Source organism: Escherichia coli DSM 30083 = JCM 1649 = ATCC 11775, assembly GCF_003697165.2.
GTDB lineage: Bacteria > Pseudomonadota > Gammaproteobacteria > Enterobacterales > Enterobacteriaceae > Escherichia > Escherichia coli.
The window spans coordinates 2,649,632-2,667,647 of the sequence record NZ_CP033092.2 but is presented as its reverse complement, the minus strand read 5'-3'; the positions used below and the strand labels follow the sequence as shown (position 1 = coordinate 2,667,647).

Sequence of the window (18,016 nt, the reverse complement as noted above, 5' to 3'; positions counted from 1 at the left end):
TTTCGTGAGCAGAGTCACGACAAGGGGTTGATATCCGCAGAGAGCGAGTCCATATCGGTAACTCGTTGCCAGTGGAAGGTTTATCAACGTGCGACGCATTCCTGGAAGAATCAAATTAGGTAAGGTGAATATGGGTAAAGCTCTTGTCATCGTTGAGTCCCCGGCAAAAGCCAAAACGATCAACAAGTATCTGGGTAGTGACTACGTGGTGAAATCCAGCGTTGGTCACATCCGCGATTTGCCGACCAGTGGCTCAACTGCCAAAAAGAGTGCCGACTCTACCTCCACCAAGACGGCTAAAAAGCCTAAAAAGGATGAACGTGGCGCTCTCGTCAACCGTATGGGGGTTGACCCGTGGCACAATTGGGAGGCGCACTATGAAGTGTTGCCTGGTAAAGAGAAGGTCGTCTCTGAACTGAAACAACTGGCTGAAAAAGCCGACCACATCTATCTCGCAACCGACCTTGACCGCGAAGGGGAAGCCATTGCATGGCACCTGCGGGAAGTGATTGGTGGTGATGATGCGCGCTATAGCCGAGTGGTGTTTAACGAAATTACTAAAAACGCGATCCGCCAGGCATTTAACAAACCGGGTGAGCTGAATATTGATCGTGTTAATGCCCAGCAGGCGCGTCGCTTTATGGACCGCGTGGTGGGGTATATGGTTTCGCCGCTTCTATGGAAAAAGATCGCTCGTGGTCTGTCTGCCGGTCGTGTGCAGTCGGTGGCGGTCCGCCTGGTGGTCGAGCGTGAGCGTGAAATTAAAGCGTTCGTACCGGAAGAGTTCTGGGAAGTCGATGCCAGCACGACCACGCCATCTGGTGAAGCGTTGGCGTTGCAGGTGACTCATCAGAACGACAAACCGTTCCGTCCGGTCAACAAAGAACAAACTCAGGCTGCGGTAAGTCTGCTGGAAAAAGCGCGCTACAGCGTGCTGGAACGTGAAGACAAACCGACAACCAGTAAACCTGGCGCTCCTTTTATTACCTCTACGCTGCAACAAGCTGCCAGCACCCGTCTTGGATTTGGCGTGAAAAAAACCATGATGATGGCTCAGCGTTTGTATGAAGCAGGCTATATCACTTACATGCGTACCGACTCCACTAACCTGAGTCAGGACGCGGTAAATATGGTTCGCGGTTATATCAGCGATAATTTTGGTAAGAAATATCTGCCGGAAAGTCCGAATCAGTACGCCAGCAAAGAAAACTCACAGGAAGCGCACGAAGCGATTCGTCCTTCTGACGTCAATGTGATGGCGGAATCGCTGAAGGATATGGAAGCAGATGCGCAGAAACTGTACCAGTTAATCTGGCGTCAGTTCGTTGCCTGCCAGATGACCCCAGCGAAATATGACTCCACGACGCTGACCGTTGGTGCGGGCGATTTCCGCCTGAAAGCACGCGGTCGTATTTTGCGCTTTGATGGCTGGACGAAAGTGATGCCTGCACTGCGTAAAGGCGATGAAGATCGTATCTTACCGGCAGTCGATAAAGGCGATGCTCTGACGCTCGTTGAACTGACACCAGCCCAGCACTTTACCAAGCCTCCAGCCCGTTTCAGTGAAGCATCGCTGGTCAAAGAGCTGGAAAAACGCGGTATCGGTCGTCCTTCTACCTATGCGTCGATCATTTCGACTATTCAGGATCGTGGCTATGTGCGAGTAGAAAATCGTCGTTTCTATGCGGAAAAAATGGGCGAAATCGTCACCGATCGCCTGGAAGAGAATTTCCGCGAGTTAATGAACTACGACTTCACCGCGCAGATGGAAAACAGCCTCGACCAGGTGGCAAATCACGAAGCAGAGTGGAAAGCTGTACTGGATCACTTCTTCTCGGATTTCACCCAGCAGTTAGATAAAGCTGAAAAAGATCCGGAAGAGGGTGGTATGCGCCCGAACCAGATGGTTCTGACCAGCATTGACTGCCCGACTTGTGGTCGCAAAATGGGGATTCGCACAGCGAGCACCGGGGTATTCCTTGGCTGTTCTGGCTATGCGCTGCCGCCGAAAGAGCGTTGCAAAACCACCATTAACCTGGTGCCGGAAAACGAAGTGCTGAACGTGCTGGAAGGCGAAGACGCTGAAACCAATGCGTTGCGCGCAAAACGTCGTTGCCCGAAATGCGGTACGGCGATGGACAGCTATCTCATCGATCCGAAACGTAAGTTGCATGTCTGTGGTAATAACCCTACCTGCGACGGTTACGAGATCGAAGAGGGCGAATTCCGCATTAAAGGTTATGACGGCCCGATCGTTGAGTGTGAAAAATGTGGCTCTGAAATGCACCTGAAAATGGGGCGTTTCGGTAAATACATGGCCTGCACCAACGAAGAGTGTAAAAACACACGTAAGATTTTACGTAACGGCGAAGTGGCACCACCGAAAGAAGATCCGGTGCCATTACCGGAGCTGCCGTGCGAAAAATCAGATGCCTATTTCGTGTTGCGTGACGGTGCTGCCGGTGTGTTCCTGGCGGCCAATACCTTCCCGAAATCGCGTGAAACGCGTGCGCCGCTGGTGGAGGAGCTTTATCGCTTCCGCGACCGTCTGCCGGAAAAACTGCGTTATCTGGCCGATGCGCCACAGCAGGATCCGGAAGGTAATAAGACCATGGTTCGCTTTAGCCGTAAAACCAAACAGCAATATGTCTCTTCGGAAAAAGACGGAAAGGCGACTGGCTGGTCAGCATTTTATGTTGATGGCAAATGGGTTGAAGGGAAAAAATAACCTTTAATTCTGTCTGGTTTTTATAAACAAAGGGTCGCGAAAGCGGCCCTTTTTTATTGCATATTATTTTTTCTTCACACCTATACACTAAGGCTATAAATGATATAGTGGTTATAGTTAGCACCTTTTTTATTATTAAATCGTATTAGTCACCCGCCTGGTGTGACGAAAAAACGATGTTCTGATGGCGTCTAAGTGGATGGTTTAACATGAAATTACAACAACTTCGCTATATTGTTGAGGTGGTCAATCATAACCTGAATGTCTCATCAACGGCGGAAGGACTTTACACATCACAACCCGGGATCAGTAAACAAGTCAGAATGCTGGAAGACGAGCTGGGCATTCAAATTTTTTCCCGCAGCGGCAAGCACCTGACGCAGGTAACGCCAGCAGGACAAGAAATAATTCGTATCGCTCGTGAAGTTCTGTCGAAAGTCGATGCCATAAAATCGGTCGCCGGAGAGCACACCTGGCCGGATAAAGGCTCGCTGTATATCGCCACCACGCATACTCAGGCACGCTATGCGTTACCAAACGTTATCAAAGGCTTTATTGAGCGTTATCCTCGCGTTTCTTTGCATATGCACCAGGGCTCGCCGACACAAATTGCTGATGCCGTCTCTAAAGGCAATGCCGATTTCGCTATCGCCACGGAAGCGCTGCATCTGTATGAAGATTTAGTGATGCTACCGTGCTACCACTGGAATCGGGCTATAGTAGTCACTCCGGATCACCCGCTGGCAGGTAAAAAAGCCATTACCATTGAAGAACTGGCGCAATATCCGTTGGTGACATATACCTTCGGCTTTACCGGACGTTCAGAACTGGATACTGCCTTTAACCGCGCAGGGTTAACGCCGCGTATCGTCTTCACGGCAACGGATGCTGACGTCATTAAAACTTACGTCCGGTTAGGGCTGGGGGTAGGGGTCATTGCCAGCATGGCGGTGGATCCGGTCGCCGATCCCGACCTTGTGCGTGTTGATGCTCACGACATCTTCAGCCACAGTACAACCAAAATTGGTTTTCGCCGTAGTACTTTTTTGCGTAGTTATATGTATGATTTCATTCAGCGTTTTGCACCGCATTTAACGCGTGATGTCGTTGATGCGGCTGTCGCATTGCGCTCTAATGAAGAAATTGAGGTCATGTTTAAAGATATAAAACTGCCGGAAAAATAATTTCTTGCGTTATTTTCGGCACCTTTTATGTAGCGAAGGTGCCGGAATATATTCTCCTTTGTTACTTATTTGTATCCGGTGCACAATATTTTTATCCCTCATATTTATAGGGTAAATTACCTGTAAAGTAGTGTCTAATTACACACCTCGCAAACTCCAGTTTTCAAATATCTATTTCAGGTCAAAAGATTGAATTATTCACTGGAGACGATTCGTAAATTCGCTGGATTTTTGACTAAAGTTTCTTTAGGATTTGTCTCATCGTATGATTAATTACACCAATCGTTCAACGTCTTGCTGATAAGTGATGGCGATTATATGAGGTTAGCAATGCCTTCTGGAAATCAGGAACCCCGCCGCAATCCTGAATTAAAACGTAAAGCCTGGCTGGCGGTTTTTCTTGGTTCTGCACTTTTCTGGGTGGTTGTCGCACTGCTTATTTGGAAATTGTGGGGATAACTATGGTCGGTCAGGAGCAACTGGAGTCGTCACCATTATGTCAGCATAGTGACAATGAACCAGAAGCAAAACGGGAATGTTCCGTCGTTATTCCAGACGACTGGCAACTAACATCGCAGCAACAAGCCTTTATAGAACTGTTTGCTGAAGATGATCAGCCGAAACAATAATTATCATCATTCTTATTACCCATTTTTAATGAATTACAGGGCTTTTAATACACCGCAGCAATAACAGGTTGAGTTATCTCAACACAAAGTAATAACCGTTAAGGGTGTAGCCTATGATCAACACAAATATGAAATATTGGTCCTGGATGGGCGCATTTTCTCTGTCGATGTTCTTCTGGGCCGAACTCCTCTGGATCATTACTCACTGATCCCTGACCCCGCTGTTTGCTTTGCCTCAAGGTTTCTCCTCTTTTATCAATTTGGGTTGTTATCAAATCGTTACGCGATGTTTGTGTTATCTTTAATATTCACCCTGAAGAGAATCAGGGCTTCGCAACCCTGTCATTAAGGAGGAGCTATGTCGTCAACCCTACGAGAAGCCAGTAAGGACACGTTGCAGGCCAAAGATAAAACTTACCACTACTACAGCCTGCCGCTTGCTGCCAAATCACTGGGCGATATCACCCGTCTGCCCAAGTCACTCAAAGTTTTGCTCGAAAACCTGCTGCGTTGGCAGGATGGTAAATCGGTTACCGAAGAGGATATCCACGCGCTGGCGGGATGGCTGAAAAATGCCCATGCTGACCGTGAAATTGCCTACCGCCCGGCAAGAGTGCTGATGCAGGACTTTACCGGCGTACCTGCCGTTGTTGATCTGGCGGCAATGCGCGAAGCGGTTAAACGCCTCGGCGGCGATACTGCAAAGGTTAACCCACTCTCACCGGTCGACCTGGTCATTGACCACTCGGTGACCGTCGATCGTTTTGGTGATGATGAGGCATTTGAAGAAAACGTACGCCTGGAAATGGAGCGCAACCACGAACGTTATGTGTTCCTGAAATGGGGAAAGCAGGCGTTCAGTCGGTTTAGCGTCGTGCCGCCAGGCACAGGCATTTGCCATCAGGTTAACCTCGAATATCTCGGCAAAGCAGTGTGGAGCGAATTGCAGGACGGTGAATGGATTGCTTATCCGGATACACTCGTTGGTACTGACTCGCACACCACCATGATCAACGGCCTTGGCGTGCTGGGGTGGGGCGTTGGTGGCATCGAAGCAGAAGCCGCAATGTTAGGCCAGCCGGTTTCCATGCTTATCCCGGACGTAGTGGGCTTTAAACTTACCGGAAAATTACGTGAAGGTATTACCGCCACAGACCTGGTTCTCACTGTTACCCAAATGTTGCGCAAACATGGCGTGGTGGGGAAATTCGTCGAATTTTATGGTGATGGGCTGGATTCACTGCCGCTGGCGGATCGCGCCACCATTGCCAATATGTCGCCAGAATATGGTGCCACCTGTGGCTTCTTCCCAATCGATGCTGTCACCCTCGATTACATGCGTTTAAGCGGGCGCAGTGAAGATCAGGTCGAGTTGGTCGAAAAATATGCCAAAGCGCAGGGCATGTGGCGTAATCCGGGCGATGAACCAATTTTTACCAGTGTGTTAGAACTGGATATGAATGACGTTGAAGCGAGCCTGGCAGGGCCAAAACGCCCGCAGGATCGCGTTGCATTGCCCGATGTACCAAAAGCATTTGCTGCCAGTAGAGAACTGGAAGTGAATGCCACGCATAAAGATCGCCTGCCGGTCGATTATGTTATGAACGGACATCAGTATCAGTTACCTGATGGCGCTGTTGTCATTGCTGCGATAACGTCGTGCACCAACACCTCTAACCCAAGTGTGTTGATGGCCGCAGGCTTGCTGGCGAAAAAAGCCGTAACTCTGGGCCTCAAGCGGCAACCGTGGGTCAAAGCGTCGCTGGCACCGGGTTCGAAAGTCGTTTCTGATTATCTGGCAAAAGCGAAACTGACACCGTATCTCGATGAACTGGGATTTAACCTTGTGGGATACGGTTGTACCACCTGTATTGGTAACTCTGGACCGTTGCCCGATCCTATCGAAACGGCAATCAAAAAAGGCGATTTAACCGTCGGTGCAGTGCTGTCCGGCAACCGTAACTTTGAAGGCCGTATCCATCCGCTGGTTAAAACCAACTGGCTGGCCTCGCCGCCGCTGGTGGTTGCCTATGCGCTGGCGGGAAATATGAATATCAACCTGGCTTCTGAGCCTATCGGCCATGATCGCAAAGGCGAGCCGGTATATCTGAAAGATATCTGGCCATCGGCACAAGAAATTGCCCGTGCGGTAGACCAAGTCTCCACAGAAATGTTCCGCAAAGAGTACGCAGAAGTTTTTGAAGGCACAGCCGAGTGGAAGGAAATTAACGTCACACGATCCGATACCTACGGTTGGCAGGAGGATTCAACCTATATTCGCTTATCGCCTTTCTTTGATGAAATGCAGGCAACACCAGCACCTGTGGAAGATATTCACGGTGCGCGGATCCTCGCAATGCTGGGGGATTCAGTCACCACTGACCATATCTCTCCGGCGGGCAGTATTAAGCCCGACAGCCCGGCGGGTCGATATCTACAAGGTCGGGGTGTTGAGCGGAAAGACTTTAACTCCTATGGTTCGCGGCGTGGTAACCATGAAGTGATGATGCGCGGCACCTTCGCCAATATTCGCATCCGTAATGAAATGGTGCCTGGCGTTGAAGGGGGGATGACGTGCCATTTACCTGACAGCGATGTCGTCTCTATTTATGATGCCGCAATGCGCTATAAGCAGGAGCAAACGCCGCTGGCGGTGATTGCCGGGAAAGAGTATGGATCAGGCTCCAGCCGTGACTGGGCGGCAAAAGGTCCGCGTCTGCTTGGTATTCGTGTTGTGATTGCCGAATCGTTTGAACGAATTCACCGTTCGAATTTAATTGGCATGGGCATCCTGCCGCTGGAATTTCCACAAGGTGTGACGCGTAAAACGTTAGAGCTTACCGGGGAAGAGAAGATTGATATTGGTGATCTGCAAAATCTACAACCCGGCGCGACGGTTCCGGTGACGCTTACGCGCGCGGATGGTAGCCAGGAAGTCGTACCCTGCCGTTGTCGTATCGACACCGCGACGGAGTTGACCTACTACCAGAACGACGGCATTTTGCATTATGTCATTCGTAATATGTTGAAGTAACGAGTATTTGCTTGCCGGTTATTTTGCTTCCGGCAAGCAAATCAATTACACAATGCAAGAGGGTTATTTGTTCAGCAAATGACCCATTTTCTCGGCTTTGGTATCGAGATAATGTTCGTTATTGGGGTTACGACCTACAATCAACGGTACGCGTTCAATAATATTAATCCCTGCTTCGGTCAGAATTTCGACTTTTTTCGGGTTATTGGTTAACAAGCGGACTTCATTGACGCCAAGGAGTTTGAACATATCAGCGCAAAGAGTGAAGTCGCGCTCATCAGCGGCGAAGCCTAACTGGTGGTTAGCCTCTACAGTATCGTAACCTTGATCCTGCAGTGCGTAAGCGCGGATTTTATTCAGCAGACCAATGTTACGACCTTCCTGACGGTGATACAGCAAAATACCACGGCCTTCCTCGGCAATTTGCGTCAATGCCGCTTCGAGCTGGAAGCCACAATCGCAGCGCAAGCTGAACAGGGCGTCACCGGTCAGACATTCGGAATGGACGCGCGCAAGTACCGGGGTATGCCCGGAAATATCGCCATAGACTAGCGCGACATGATCGTGTCCGGTTGCCAGTTCTTCAAATCCCACCATCAGGAAATCGCCCCATGGGGTTGGCAGTTTGGCTTCTGCCACACGTTTAAGCTGCATGAAATTCTCCAGATAATGCTGGTTCTGTATTGGCTTATTTTGCCATAACGAGAAGGGGTTCACCTAATCACGACGCGTCGATCGTTCACGGAATGGCACAAATCTGTCAATTTTTCCTGGAACTGGCATTTTCAGTTATGATTGTGGGACTTATCAAAAAGGAGAGGCCATGCGTTCGATTGCCAGACGTACCGCAGTGGGAGCTGCACTATTGCTTGTCATGCCAGTAGCCGTATGGCTTTCTGGCTGGCGTTGGCAACCTGGAGAACAAAGTTGGTTACTAAAAGCGGCTTTTTGGGTTACTGAAACTGTCACCCAGCCTTGGGGCGTCATTACACATTTGATTTTATTCGGCTGGTTTCTCTGGTGTCTGCGTTTTCGCATTAAGGCTGCCATTATGTTATTTGCCATTCTGGCGGCGGCAATCCTTATGGGACAAGGCGTTAAATCCTGGATCAAAGACAAAGTCCAGGAACCACGACCTTTTGTTATCTGGCTGGAAAAAACACATCATATTCCGGTTGATGAGTTCTACACTTTAAAGCGAGCAGAACGCGGAAATCTGGTGAAAGAACAGTTGGCTGAAGAGAAAAATATCCCACAATATTTGCGTTCACACTGGCAGAAAGAGACGGGGTTTGCCTTTCCTTCCGGTCACACGATGTTTGCTGCCAGTTGGGCACTGCTGGCCGTTGGTTTGCTGTGGCCGCGTCGGCGAACGTTAACCATTGCTATCTTGTTGGTCTGGGCAACGGGAGTCATGGGAAGCCGCCTGCTGCTCGGGATGCATTGGCCACGCGATCTGGTTGTAGCTACGTTGATTTCGTGGGCGCTGGTGGCGGCGGCAACGTGGCTTGCGCAACGAATTTGTGGGCCATTAACACCACCTGCGGAAGAAAATCGCGAAATTGCACAACGAGAACAAGAAAGTTAACGCTGGTTGATTTTCCGAATTTAGCCCTTAAATCATCAACAATGCGCGTGGATGCCATTTCGCAGACGGCGCGAAAATGGTACTTTAAAGGGCTATTGCGGTAAGTTGACCATAATTTATTCGCTCTAACCACATAACGGGAAGTAATGTGAAATATTTACTCATTTTCTTACTGGTGTTAGCGATCTTCGTGATTTCGGTCACGTTGGGTGCGCAGAACGATCAACAGGTGACGTTTAATTATCTGTTAGCGCAAGGGGAGTACCGTATTTCCACATTGCTGGCGGTATTGTTTGCTGCGGGGTTTGCTATCGGTTGGTTGATTTGTGGCCTGTTCTGGCTGCGAGTTCGTGTTTCCCTGGCGCGCGCTGAACGTAAAATAAAGCGACTGGAAAACCAGCTTTCACCCGCGACTGACGTGGCTGTAGCGCCGCACTCGTCTGCGTCGAAGGAATAACTTTCTATGCTGGAGTTGTTGTTTCTGCTTTTGCCTGTAGCCGCTGCCTATGGCTGGTATATGGGCCGCAGAAGTGCGCAACAAAACAAGCAAGATGAAGCCAACCGCTTGTCGCGTGATTACGTAGCGGGGGTTAACTTCCTGCTTAGTAATCAACAGGATAAAGCGGTAGACCTGTTTCTCGATATGCTTAAAGAGGATACAGGTACCGTTGAAGCCCACCTTACGCTCGGAAACCTGTTCCGTTCGCGTGGCGAAGTTGATCGCGCTATTCGCATCCATCAGACCCTAATGGAAAGCGCCTCGCTGACCTATGAACAGCGGCTTTTGGCGATTCAACAATTGGGGCGTGATTACATGGCTGCCGGGTTATACGACCGCGCGGAAGACATGTTCAATCAGCTGACCGATGAAACTGACTTCCGCATTGGCGCGCTGCAACAACTGCTACAAATTTACCAGGCTACCAGCGAGTGGCAGAAAGCAATTGATGTTGCCGAACGCCTGGTGAAGCTGGGTAAAGATAAACAGCGCGTCGAAATTGCCCATTTCTACTGTGAGTTAGCTCTGCAGCATATGGCCAGCGACGATCTCGATCGTGCCATGACTTTGCTAAAAAAAGGTGCGGCGGCAGATAAAAACAGCGCCCGCGTATCCATCATGATGGGACGCGTGTTTATGGCGAAAGGAGAATACGCCAAAGCCGTCGAAAGTTTGCAACGTGTCATATCCCAGGACAGAGAACTGGTCAGCGAAACGCTGGAAATGCTGCAAACATGCTATCAGCAGTTGGGTAAAACTGCCGAATGGGCAGAATTCCTGCAGCGCGCGGTGGAAGAGAACACCGGTGCCGATGCTGAATTGATGCTTGCGGATATCATCGAAGCGCGCGACGGTAGTGAGGCCGCACAGGTCTATATTACTCGCCAGCTTCAGCGTCATCCGACCATGCGTGTGTTCCATAAGTTAATGGATTACCACTTAAATGAAGCAGAAGAAGGGCGTGCCAAAGAGAGTCTGATGGTGCTGCGTGACATGGTTGGCGAGAAGGTAGGTAGTAAGCCCCGTTATCGCTGCCAGAAATGTGGTTTTACCGCATACACCCTCTACTGGCATTGTCCGTCTTGTCGGGCCTGGTCAACCATTAAACCAATTCGCGGTCTTGATGGCCTGTAATTTTTAAAAAAATCCGACTTTAGTTACAACATACTAATTATTGATGTTCTATTGTGCTCCGGCACCGACGGCGCGGAAAAGCCTGCCAGAGGAGAAATCGCAACTGTTAATTTTTTATTTCCACGGGTAGAATGCTCGCCGTTTACCTGTTTCGCGCCACTTCCGGTGCCCATCATCAAGAAGGTCTGGTCATGACGTTAACTGCTTCATCTTCTTCCCGCGCTGTTACGAATTCTCCTGTAGTTGTTGCCCTTGATTATCATAATCGCGATGCCGCGATGGCCTTTGTCGACAAGATCGACCCACGCGATTGTCGTCTGAAGGTCGGCAAAGAGATGTTTACATTGTTTGGGCCACAGTTTGTGCGCGAACTTCAACAGCGTGGTTTTGATATCTTTCTTGACCTGAAATTCCACGATATTCCCAACACTGCAGCGCACGCTGTCGCTGCTGCGGCTGACTTAGGCGTGTGGATGGTGAATGTTCATGCCTCCGGTGGGGCGCGTATGATGACCGCAGCGCGTGAGGCACTGGTTCCGTTTGGCAAAGATGCACCGCTTTTGATTGCTGTGACAGTGTTGACCAGCATGGAAGCCAGCGACCTGGCCGATCTTGGCGTGACACTGTCACCTGCAGATTATGCAGAACGTCTGGCGGCACTGACGCAAAAATGTGGCCTTGATGGTGTGGTGTGTTCTGCTCAGGAAGCTGTGCGCTTTAAACAGGTATTCGGTCAGGAGTTCAAACTGGTTACGCCGGGCATTCGTCCGCAGGGGAGTGATGCTGGTGACCAGCGCCGCATTATGACGCCAGAACAGGCGTTGGCGGCTGGTGTTGATTATATGGTGATTGGTCGCCCGGTAACGCAATCGGTAGATCCAGCGCAGACGCTGAAAGCGATCAACGCCTCTTTACAGCGGAGTGCATGATGAGTGATTCCAACAGCCGTCTGGTCTACTCAACGGAAACCGGACGTATTGATGAGCCAAAAGCGGCCCCTGTACGCCCTAAAGGCGACGGTGTGGTGCGTATTCAGCGTCAGACCAGTGGACGTAAAGGTAAGGGCGTTTGCCTGATTACCGGTGTCGCTCTCGATGATGCCGAACTGACGAAACTGGCAGCGGAACTGAAGAAAAAATGCGGCTGCGGCGGAGCAGTTAAAGATGGAATTATTGAAATCCAGGGCGATAAGCGTGATTTATTAAAATCACTGCTTGAAGCGAAAGGGATGAAGGTAAAACTCGCAGGCGGCTAACATAAAAAGCCACGGATATATCCGTGGCTTTCGAATATTTTACTGTGTGTATTATTCAGTTATTTCGTACTGAACAGAATCAAGCGTATTATAATTGCGAGTCGATAATCGACATTTATTTACGATTATTTACCGACCTGGTGACCAATAACACCACCGACGGCTGCACCACCTAATGTACCCAACGTACTGCCATCGGTCAGTACTGCACCGCCTAATGCCCCTGCACCTGCGCCGATTGCGGTGTTGCGGTCCCGTTTAGACCAGTTAGAACAGGCACTCAGAGACATTGCCAGGGTAATTGCCAGAACAGCCGCGGTCATTTTTTTGCTCGTTACAAACATAATACTCTCTCCTGAATTTATGATTCACGGAAGTAAGCTCTCTATAACTATAATAGCTAAGAATAAGCCTGGTGAAATTATTCCGTGAAATCCGCTCGCGCGCAGGGTTATATCACGCAGGTGATAATGACTTCCTGTTATATCGCTGATAATAATTTTATATCTTGAGAGTGTTAATAACAGGTAAATAGTCTTAATTATCAACCAGGAATCATCTTAGAGCGGATGATTTGCCAAACTGCAAATCATCCGTAGAGAAGGGAAATGGTTAAATGTCAACGACGTGAACGGTGAGTTTACTTTGTTCAAGATGCATCAGATCGCTGGCGCGTATTTTCGAATCGGTAATCACACGATTGAATCGCTCAACGGGGCCGATGGAGTATGAATGTACAGCACCAAATTTCGAGCTGTCAGTCAGGACTATCGCCTCGCACTCTTTTTCCAGCACGGCATTGACCACATCGGTACGCATCATATCGCGACCGGTAAACCCAGTTTCAGGTTGCCAGCCATCAATACCAATAAATGCTTTGCTGAAATGCACCTGTTGGATGCACTGGCGTGTCAAAGGGCCAACCATACTTTCGCTTTTTTTCTGGTACACGCCACCGAGCAAAATGACTTCACAAGGCGCGTCTTTCAGCAAATGCGCGATGTAGCTGCTGACCGTGATGATAGTGACATTTTTCTTCTGCTCGCCCAGAGTCCTGGCGAGCAGGGCATTGCTGCTACCATTTTCGATAAAGATGGTTTCGCCCGGTTGAACCAGTGACGCGGCAAACTCGGCGAGTTCACGCTTCAGCGTATAGTTGCTCATCATACGGGTTTCGACATCATCACTATCAAGCGAAACTGCAAAACCATGTGCACGTCGGAGGTAACTCAGTTTTTCGAGGGTGTTGAGATCCTGGCGAATGGTAACTTCAGAAACTCCAGTGGCTTTTGCCAGATCGGTTACGCTAACCTGACCCTGGTCAATGACCATCTGTAGAATAGTTTGTTGTCGGGAATTCATCGCTGTAATTCTTATAACGTTATAATACTAAATAAAAAAATACTGACGCGCCGGGCATCCTCAAATAGGAAAACCTGAAGGCACGATTGTTAGATCTCCCACGGTGCCTTCGGGATGTCTGGCGTAGATTCAGCAACCTGGCGCAAGAGTTCTGCTTTAAGTATCTCGAGATTATGGATCGCAGAGTGGTAATCGCCTGCCACAAGGATATCTAACACAATATCAATACGTTCGGCAACGCGCTGGGCATCAAATTCAGACATCAAGGACATCCTTATAGCAAAAGGGGAAAAATGAATAATGCAAAAATTGCCGCTAAAAGAGAAGTGTTTAACAGCAACGGCTAATTATCATCCGGGAATACGATATATAATGACGGAATATAGCGCTAAGTATATATATTCATCTACTTATGTGCGCTTCAGGTAGCGTTTATACCAGCGTTCGAAGGCAACGGCGGGCATCGGTTTGGCAAACAAAAATCCTTGTCGCTCATTGATCCCGTTCTTGGTTAAAAAAGCATCTTCCTTTGCACTTTCTACACCTTCGGCGATCACCTGAAGATTCAATGCCTGGGCCACAGCGACGATCGCCCGGACCAGTGATTGCGAGACAGGCTGTTTGTGAATATCCCGAACAAAAACCTGGTCAAGTTTGATGGCATCGATCGGAAAGCGCGCCAGTTGCGAAAGTGAAGAGTAGCCGGTACCAAAATCGTCCAGATGAACTTGCGCACCTAATCGGCTAAATTGTTGAATAACAGACAGTGCCAGTTCATCATTCTCAATCAGGCAGCTCTCCGTCAGTTCAACATCTATAGGGCAGTATTCAAAATTGAGTTCCTGGAGAACCTGTTTCAGGGCGGTGAAAATGGTTTGATCGGCGAGCTGACGTGCAGAAATATTTACCGCCACTCGCAGGTTAATGCCTTTATCCCGCCACTTCGCTACCTGGCGTACGACATCGAGAATCACCCAACGGCCTAAAGGCACAATTAGCCCTGATTCTTCGGCGTAGGAAATGAAGTCCAACGGTGGAATCAACCCACGTTCAGGTGACTGCCAACGTACTAGTGCTTCCAGACTGCGCACTTCGCCACGCCAGGTGATTTTCGGTTGATAGTGAATAACCAACTGATCGTTTTCCAGTGCTTTACGCAAGTTGGTATCCAGCCAGAGATATTCAAATACCCGCTGATTCATTTCTGGGGTAAAAACGCAAAATTGTCCTCGTCCGCCTTCCTTCGCTGTGTACATTGCTGTGTCGGCGTGACGAATAATAGCCGCGCTGTCCGAACCATGTTCGGGAGAGAGTGAAATACCTACTGAACAGCTGGTATAAACTTCAATTAAACCAATGCGAAAGGGGAGTCGTAAGCGGGTCAAAATTCGTGATGCCAATGCTTCCAGCGCGCTTTGTGAGGTATTGGATGCCAGTACCAGAAACTCATCGCCACCTGGACGCGCCAACACCTGGTCATGTTCGAGACAGCTTAAAATAGCCAATGACACGTCGCGTAATAACTGGTCACCAAACAAATGCCCATAGGCGTCGTTGACCTTTTTAAAATTATCCAAATCAAGATACACAACCCCAACTTTATTGTTATCTGCCTGATTAATAGCGTGATCGATTAACTCCTGCATCGCGTTACGATTCGGCAGTCCGGTGATACTGTCGGTATTTGCCAGAATACGCAGTCGCTCCTGAGCGCGGCGCTCTTCGGTAATGTCGGTGCCGGAACAGATTAAAAAAATCTCGTTTTTGCCACTGCCGCTGTGGACAAATTTATTGCGAAACAGAAACAGCCGCTGGCCTTTACGTGTTGGTATCCATAGTTCGACTTCATATGCATTGCCGCTTCGAAAAAATACACGGTTATTGCGCCTGGATGCCGCAGCTTCACGACGACTCATAAACAGTTTAAACACGCTTTGCCCAATGACGTCGTGTTCTTTCAAGCCTGTGTAATCTTCACATAACCGATTAAAGCGCTGGATATTCCCCCGGCTGTCGAGAATCACTATTGCGGAATGTGCTTCAGAAACTACCTGCTCAGCAAAGGAAAGCCCATGTGATAAATCACGAGCAACCGCCGGTGTGTCATGCCATGCAGACGCGTTGCCTCCCCATTCTCGTTTATTGATTTTTCGTCCTACCAGATGCACAGAAAGATCGCTTTCATCGACGGTCAGACTCATCATCAGGCTGGAGGTGATGACCGTCATTTCCCTGATGCGAGCAGCCTGTTCGGCAGATAGTTGCAAAATACGATCGGGTTCTGTGATTTCGGTGGTAGAAAAGCGCAAAACATCGCTGCTTTCCGTCAACCGCCAGTATGGATTGTGCGATCCGAGAAAGTTGTACAACGTTGTGGACTCCCTAACGGTTTTCATGATGCATATCCTCCGGTTAACAGCGGAGTCCGCAGTTAAATAAAAGGAACAACATGACTTACATGAAATTAACGGCGGCTAAACACATTGTTTTTTTATATATTTATTTGTAATCCAGTTTTGGAAAAACGCCAGTTTTCAAACGAAAGTCAGTTAAAAATCTGCCGGGATATGACGAAGGTTGAGCGGGGAAATAAACGGCCCATCCATGAGGAATGGGCCGTGAAAGGAGATTACGCGACCGGGCGCGCAATAATGCTGCGGGTTTCCATGCGGACTTCGGCAATGGTGACGTCAATAACGTCAGTCACTTTGTAAGCCGTTTCACCTTTAATTTGTACAGTGCCGTTTTCCTGGCTGCAAACCAGTTCATCGCGCACAGCGTGTAAGAAAGGTGCTGGAATAAAGGCGATAGCGCCGTTATCAACCAAACGAACACGCATGCCGCCACGGCTGATATCGACAATTTCCGCCGCGAAACGGGTGTCGGTCCCGGCTTTGTCTTTCAGGAAGCGTGCGTATAACCAGTCGCCAACATCACGTTCTGCCATCCGGTTGAGACGGCGACGCTCGGCCATTTGGACAGTGATTTCATCCTGTGGACGCGTCGCAGTTTCGCCTTTGATAACCGCTTTCAGCAGACGGTGGTTGATCATGTCGCCATATTTACGGATCGGCGAAGTCCAGGTGGCGTATGCTTCCAGACCGAGGCCAAAGTGAGGACCGGGTTCAGTGCTAATTTCAGCAAATGACTGGAAGCGACGAATGCGGCTGTCGAGGAAACCAGTTGGTTGCGCATCCAGTTCACGACGCAGTTTGCAGAAACCGTCCAGCGTGAGCACTTCTTCAGCATCGACATGCAGACCGTGCGTTTTCAGCAACGCTGCCAACGCGTCGGCATTCGCCGGATCAAAGCCCATATGCACGTTATAGATGCCAAAACCGAGCTTATCGCGCAGTACGCGGGCCGCACAAATGTTAGCGGCAATCATCGCTTCTTCGACGATACGGTTGGCAATGCGACGAGGCTCGGCGACGATATCCAGCACTTCACCTTTTTCACCGAGAATAAAGCGGTAATCCGGGCGATCTTTAAACACCAGTGCGTGGTTATGACGCCACTCGCCGCGGCGTTGGCATATTTGCGCTAGCAAACGGACTTGTTCGGCAATTGCTTCGCTTTCAGGCTGCCAGTCACCGGTATTTTCCAGCCAGTCAGAAACCTGGTCATACACCAGCTTCGCTTTGGATTCGATGGTGGCGGCAAAGAATTCGATATTATCTTCAATGGTGCCATCAGTGGAGAACGTCATGCGGCATGCCAGTACCGGGCGGACTTCATTGGCGCGCAGTGAGCAGAGATCGTCAGAAAGCTCGCGAGGCAGCATAGGGATGTTGAAGCCAGGCAGATAGTTGGTGAATGCGCGAATTTTCGCGGCTTTGTCCAGCTTGCTGCCTTCAGCAATCCACGCGGTTGGATCGGCAATCGCCACAATCAGCTGAAGTTTGCCATCCGGTAACGCCTTGGCGAAAAGGGCGTCATCCATATCTTCTGTGCTGGCACTGTCGATGGTGACAAAATCCAGCGCAGTCAGATCTTCACGAACCAGACCTTCATCGAGCATTTCGGTAGCGACGCCGTCTGGTGCTTCTTTTTCCAGATTATGACGCGCAAGGGTAACCCACCACGGTACAAAGTGATCGTCACCAAAAGTGATGTATTGTGTCAGTTCAGCATAGAAAGAACGATCGCCTTTCAGCGGATGACGGCGCATTTCGGCAACCGCCCAGTCGCCTTCTTTAAACTCGTGGTTCAGGCCACGGGCTGCGCGGCAAGGAATGGCGTCTTTTAAGAGTGGATGATCAGGAACGATGGCCAGACGGTCATTTTTGCCCTGAACTTTACCCACGAAACGAGTCAGGAACGGTTCAACCAGTTCTTCTGGCTCTGCGGATTCACGTTCTTTTTCACTGTGGATCACCGCGATAATTCGGTCGCCATGCATGACTTTTTTCATCTGCGGCGGCGGAATGAAATAACTTTTTTGCGCGTCGACTTCCAGGAAGCCAAAGCCTTTTTCTGTGGCTTTTACCACCCCTTCAGCGCGTGGCGTCTGGGAATGCAGTTGCTGTTTAAGCTGCGCTAGCAGCGGGTTGTCCTGAAACATAATTGTCTATTTTGGTGGCCATTGGAGCGGCTGACAGTT

General features: G+C 49.5%; 18 protein-coding genes and 1 pseudogene. 13 read left to right on the top strand and 6 right to left on the bottom strand.

Annotated features, from left to right (window positions below; genetic code table 11):
• The first annotated feature begins 130 nt into the window (after nt 1-130).
• From topA to acnA, 6 genes are all read left to right on the top strand, one after another.
• Complete coding sequence (gene topA, locus EAS44_RS13960; RefSeq protein WP_001304419.1) at nt 131-2,728, top strand: type I DNA topoisomerase; 2,598 nt, start codon at nt 131-133, stop codon at nt 2,726-2,728.
• Nucleotides 2,729-2,937: 209 nt separating this feature from the next.
• Complete coding sequence (gene cysB, locus EAS44_RS13955; protein ID WP_000776253.1) at nt 2,938-3,912, top strand: HTH-type transcriptional regulator CysB; 975 nt, start codon at nt 2,938-2,940, stop codon at nt 3,910-3,912.
• 318 nt (nt 3,913-4,230) lie between these two features.
• On the top strand, nt 4,231-4,371 hold the full coding sequence (gene ymiA / locus EAS44_RS13950) for a YmiA family putative membrane protein (RefSeq protein ID WP_001815854.1): 141 nt from the start codon (nt 4,231-4,233) through the stop codon (nt 4,369-4,371).
• A gap of 2 nt (nt 4,372-4,373) precedes the next feature.
• The gene (gene yciX, locus EAS44_RS13945; protein WP_001296035.1) at nt 4,374-4,541 is read left to right on the top strand and encodes a protein YciX; all 168 of its coding nucleotides are present in this window, start codon (nt 4,374-4,376) and stop codon (nt 4,539-4,541) included.
• A 113-nt stretch (nt 4,542-4,654) separates the two neighbouring features.
• The gene (gene ymiC, locus EAS44_RS13940) at nt 4,655-4,750 is read left to right on the top strand and encodes a small membrane protein YmiC (RefSeq protein WP_001514266.1); all 96 of its coding nucleotides are present in this window, start codon (nt 4,655-4,657) and stop codon (nt 4,748-4,750) included.
• A 149-nt stretch (nt 4,751-4,899) separates the two neighbouring features.
• The gene (acnA, locus tag EAS44_RS13935) at nt 4,900-7,575 is read left to right on the top strand and encodes an aconitate hydratase AcnA (protein ID WP_000099491.1); all 2,676 of its coding nucleotides are present in this window, start codon (nt 4,900-4,902) and stop codon (nt 7,573-7,575) included.
• A gap of 63 nt (nt 7,576-7,638) precedes the next feature.
• On the opposite strand, the gene ribA is transcribed toward acnA, so the two are convergent.
• Nucleotides 7,639-8,229 carry a GTP cyclohydrolase II gene (ribA, locus tag EAS44_RS13930; RefSeq protein ID WP_001176294.1) on the bottom strand — a complete coding sequence of 197 codons (591 nt, stop codon included), beginning with the start codon at nt 8,227-8,229 and terminating at the stop codon, nt 7,639-7,641.
• A 169-nt stretch (nt 8,230-8,398) separates the two neighbouring features.
• Between ribA and pgpB the strand changes: the two genes are divergently transcribed.
• The 5 genes from pgpB (at nt 8,399) to yciH (ending at nt 12,051) form a co-directional block, all read left to right on the top strand.
• Complete coding sequence (gene pgpB / locus EAS44_RS13925; RefSeq protein ID WP_001256553.1) at nt 8,399-9,163, top strand: phosphatidylglycerophosphatase B; 765 nt, start codon at nt 8,399-8,401, stop codon at nt 9,161-9,163.
• Between the two features lie 148 nt (nt 9,164-9,311).
• Nucleotides 9,312-9,620, top strand: a complete 309-nt coding sequence (gene lapA, locus EAS44_RS13920; RefSeq protein ID WP_000876285.1) for a lipopolysaccharide assembly protein LapA — start codon at nt 9,312-9,314, stop codon at nt 9,618-9,620.
• 6 nt (nt 9,621-9,626) lie between these two features.
• Nucleotides 9,627-10,796 carry a lipopolysaccharide assembly protein LapB gene (lapB, locus tag EAS44_RS13915; protein WP_000891352.1) on the top strand — a complete coding sequence of 390 codons (1,170 nt, stop codon included), beginning with the start codon at nt 9,627-9,629 and terminating at the stop codon, nt 10,794-10,796.
• A gap of 191 nt (nt 10,797-10,987) precedes the next feature.
• Nucleotides 10,988-11,725 (top strand): orotidine-5'-phosphate decarboxylase, encoded by a 738-nt coding sequence (pyrF, locus tag EAS44_RS13910; protein ID WP_001351260.1) that lies wholly within the window; start codon nt 10,988-10,990, stop codon nt 11,723-11,725.
• A complete protein-coding gene (gene yciH / locus EAS44_RS13905; RefSeq protein ID WP_001346953.1) occupies nt 11,725-12,051 on the top strand; it encodes a stress response translation initiation inhibitor YciH in 327 nt (108 codons plus the stop codon). Before pyrF ends, yciH begins: the two co-directional genes overlap by 1 nt.
• A 125-nt stretch (nt 12,052-12,176) precedes the next feature.
• On the opposite strand, the gene osmB is transcribed toward yciH, so the two are convergent.
• The 3 genes from osmB to yciZ form a co-directional block, all read right to left on the bottom strand.
• On the bottom strand, nt 12,177-12,395 hold the full coding sequence (osmB, locus tag EAS44_RS13900) for an osmotically-inducible lipoprotein OsmB (RefSeq protein WP_000498253.1): 219 nt from the start codon (nt 12,393-12,395) through the stop codon (nt 12,177-12,179).
• Nucleotides 12,396-12,663: 268 nt separating this feature from the next.
• Nucleotides 12,664-13,413 carry a DNA-binding transcriptional regulator YciT gene (gene yciT, locus EAS44_RS13895; protein ID WP_001088623.1) on the bottom strand — a complete coding sequence of 250 codons (750 nt, stop codon included), beginning with the start codon at nt 13,411-13,413 and terminating at the stop codon, nt 12,664-12,666.
• Nucleotides 13,414-13,502: 89 nt separating this feature from the next.
• A complete protein-coding gene (yciZ, locus tag EAS44_RS13890) occupies nt 13,503-13,676 on the bottom strand; it encodes a protein YciZ (RefSeq protein WP_001288368.1) in 174 nt (57 codons plus the stop codon).
• Between the two features lie 37 nt (nt 13,677-13,713).
• Between yciZ and ymiD the strand changes: the two genes are divergently transcribed.
• Nucleotides 13,714-13,842 (top strand): protein YmiD, encoded by a 129-nt coding sequence (gene ymiD / locus EAS44_RS25390; protein ID WP_001337336.1) that lies wholly within the window; start codon nt 13,714-13,716, stop codon nt 13,840-13,842.
• On the opposite strand, the gene pdeR is transcribed toward ymiD, so the two are convergent.
• Nucleotides 13,824-15,809, bottom strand: a complete 1,986-nt coding sequence (pdeR, locus tag EAS44_RS13885) for a cyclic di-GMP phosphodiesterase (protein ID WP_000859934.1) — start codon at nt 15,807-15,809, stop codon at nt 13,824-13,826. The genes ymiD and pdeR overlap by 19 nt on opposite strands.
• Before the next feature lie 53 nt (nt 15,810-15,862).
• Between pdeR and EAS44_RS13880 the strand changes: the two are divergent.
• A pseudogene (locus EAS44_RS13880) lies at nt 15,863-15,966 on the top strand (hypothetical protein).
• A 76-nt stretch (nt 15,967-16,042) separates the two neighbouring features.
• On the opposite strand, the gene rnb reads toward EAS44_RS13880, so the two are convergent.
• The gene (gene rnb, locus EAS44_RS13875; RefSeq protein ID WP_000485006.1) at nt 16,043-17,977 is read right to left on the bottom strand and encodes an exoribonuclease II; all 1,935 of its coding nucleotides are present in this window, start codon (nt 17,975-17,977) and stop codon (nt 16,043-16,045) included.
• Between the last annotated feature and the right edge of the window lie 39 nt (nt 17,978-18,016).

Coding starts and splice junctions, on each gene's coding strand:
- topA (WP_001304419.1), top strand. CDS start 131: ATGGGTAAAGCTCTTGTCATCGTTGAGTCCCCGGCAAAAGCCAAAACG.
- ymiA (WP_001815854.1), top strand. CDS start 4,231: ATGAGGTTAGCAATGCCTTCTGGAAATCAGGAACCCCGCCGCAATCCT.
- ymiD (WP_001337336.1), top strand. CDS start 13,714: ATGCAAAAATTGCCGCTAAAAGAGAAGTGTTTAACAGCAACGGCTAAT.
- acnA (WP_000099491.1), top strand. CDS start 4,900: ATGTCGTCAACCCTACGAGAAGCCAGTAAGGACACGTTGCAGGCCAAA.
- pyrF (WP_001351260.1), top strand. CDS start 10,988: ATGACGTTAACTGCTTCATCTTCTTCCCGCGCTGTTACGAATTCTCCT.
- cysB (WP_000776253.1), top strand. CDS start 2,938: ATGAAATTACAACAACTTCGCTATATTGTTGAGGTGGTCAATCATAAC.
- yciX (WP_001296035.1), top strand. CDS start 4,374: ATGGTCGGTCAGGAGCAACTGGAGTCGTCACCATTATGTCAGCATAGT.
- yciH (WP_001346953.1), top strand. CDS start 11,725: ATGAGTGATTCCAACAGCCGTCTGGTCTACTCAACGGAAACCGGACGT.
- osmB (WP_000498253.1), bottom strand. CDS start 12,395: ATGTTTGTAACGAGCAAAAAAATGACCGCGGCTGTTCTGGCAATTACC.
- ymiC (WP_001514266.1), top strand. CDS start 4,655: ATGATCAACACAAATATGAAATATTGGTCCTGGATGGGCGCATTTTCT.
- rnb (WP_000485006.1), bottom strand. CDS start 17,977: ATGTTTCAGGACAACCCGCTGCTAGCGCAGCTTAAACAGCAACTGCAT.
- yciZ (WP_001288368.1), bottom strand. CDS start 13,676: ATGTCTGAATTTGATGCCCAGCGCGTTGCCGAACGTATTGATATTGTG.
- ribA (WP_001176294.1), bottom strand. CDS start 8,229: ATGCAGCTTAAACGTGTGGCAGAAGCCAAACTGCCAACCCCATGGGGC.
- lapB (WP_000891352.1), top strand. CDS start 9,627: ATGCTGGAGTTGTTGTTTCTGCTTTTGCCTGTAGCCGCTGCCTATGGC.
- pgpB (WP_001256553.1), top strand. CDS start 8,399: ATGCGTTCGATTGCCAGACGTACCGCAGTGGGAGCTGCACTATTGCTT.
- yciT (WP_001088623.1), bottom strand. CDS start 13,413: ATGAATTCCCGACAACAAACTATTCTACAGATGGTCATTGACCAGGGT.
- pdeR (WP_000859934.1), bottom strand. CDS start 15,809: ATGAAAACCGTTAGGGAGTCCACAACGTTGTACAACTTTCTCGGATCG.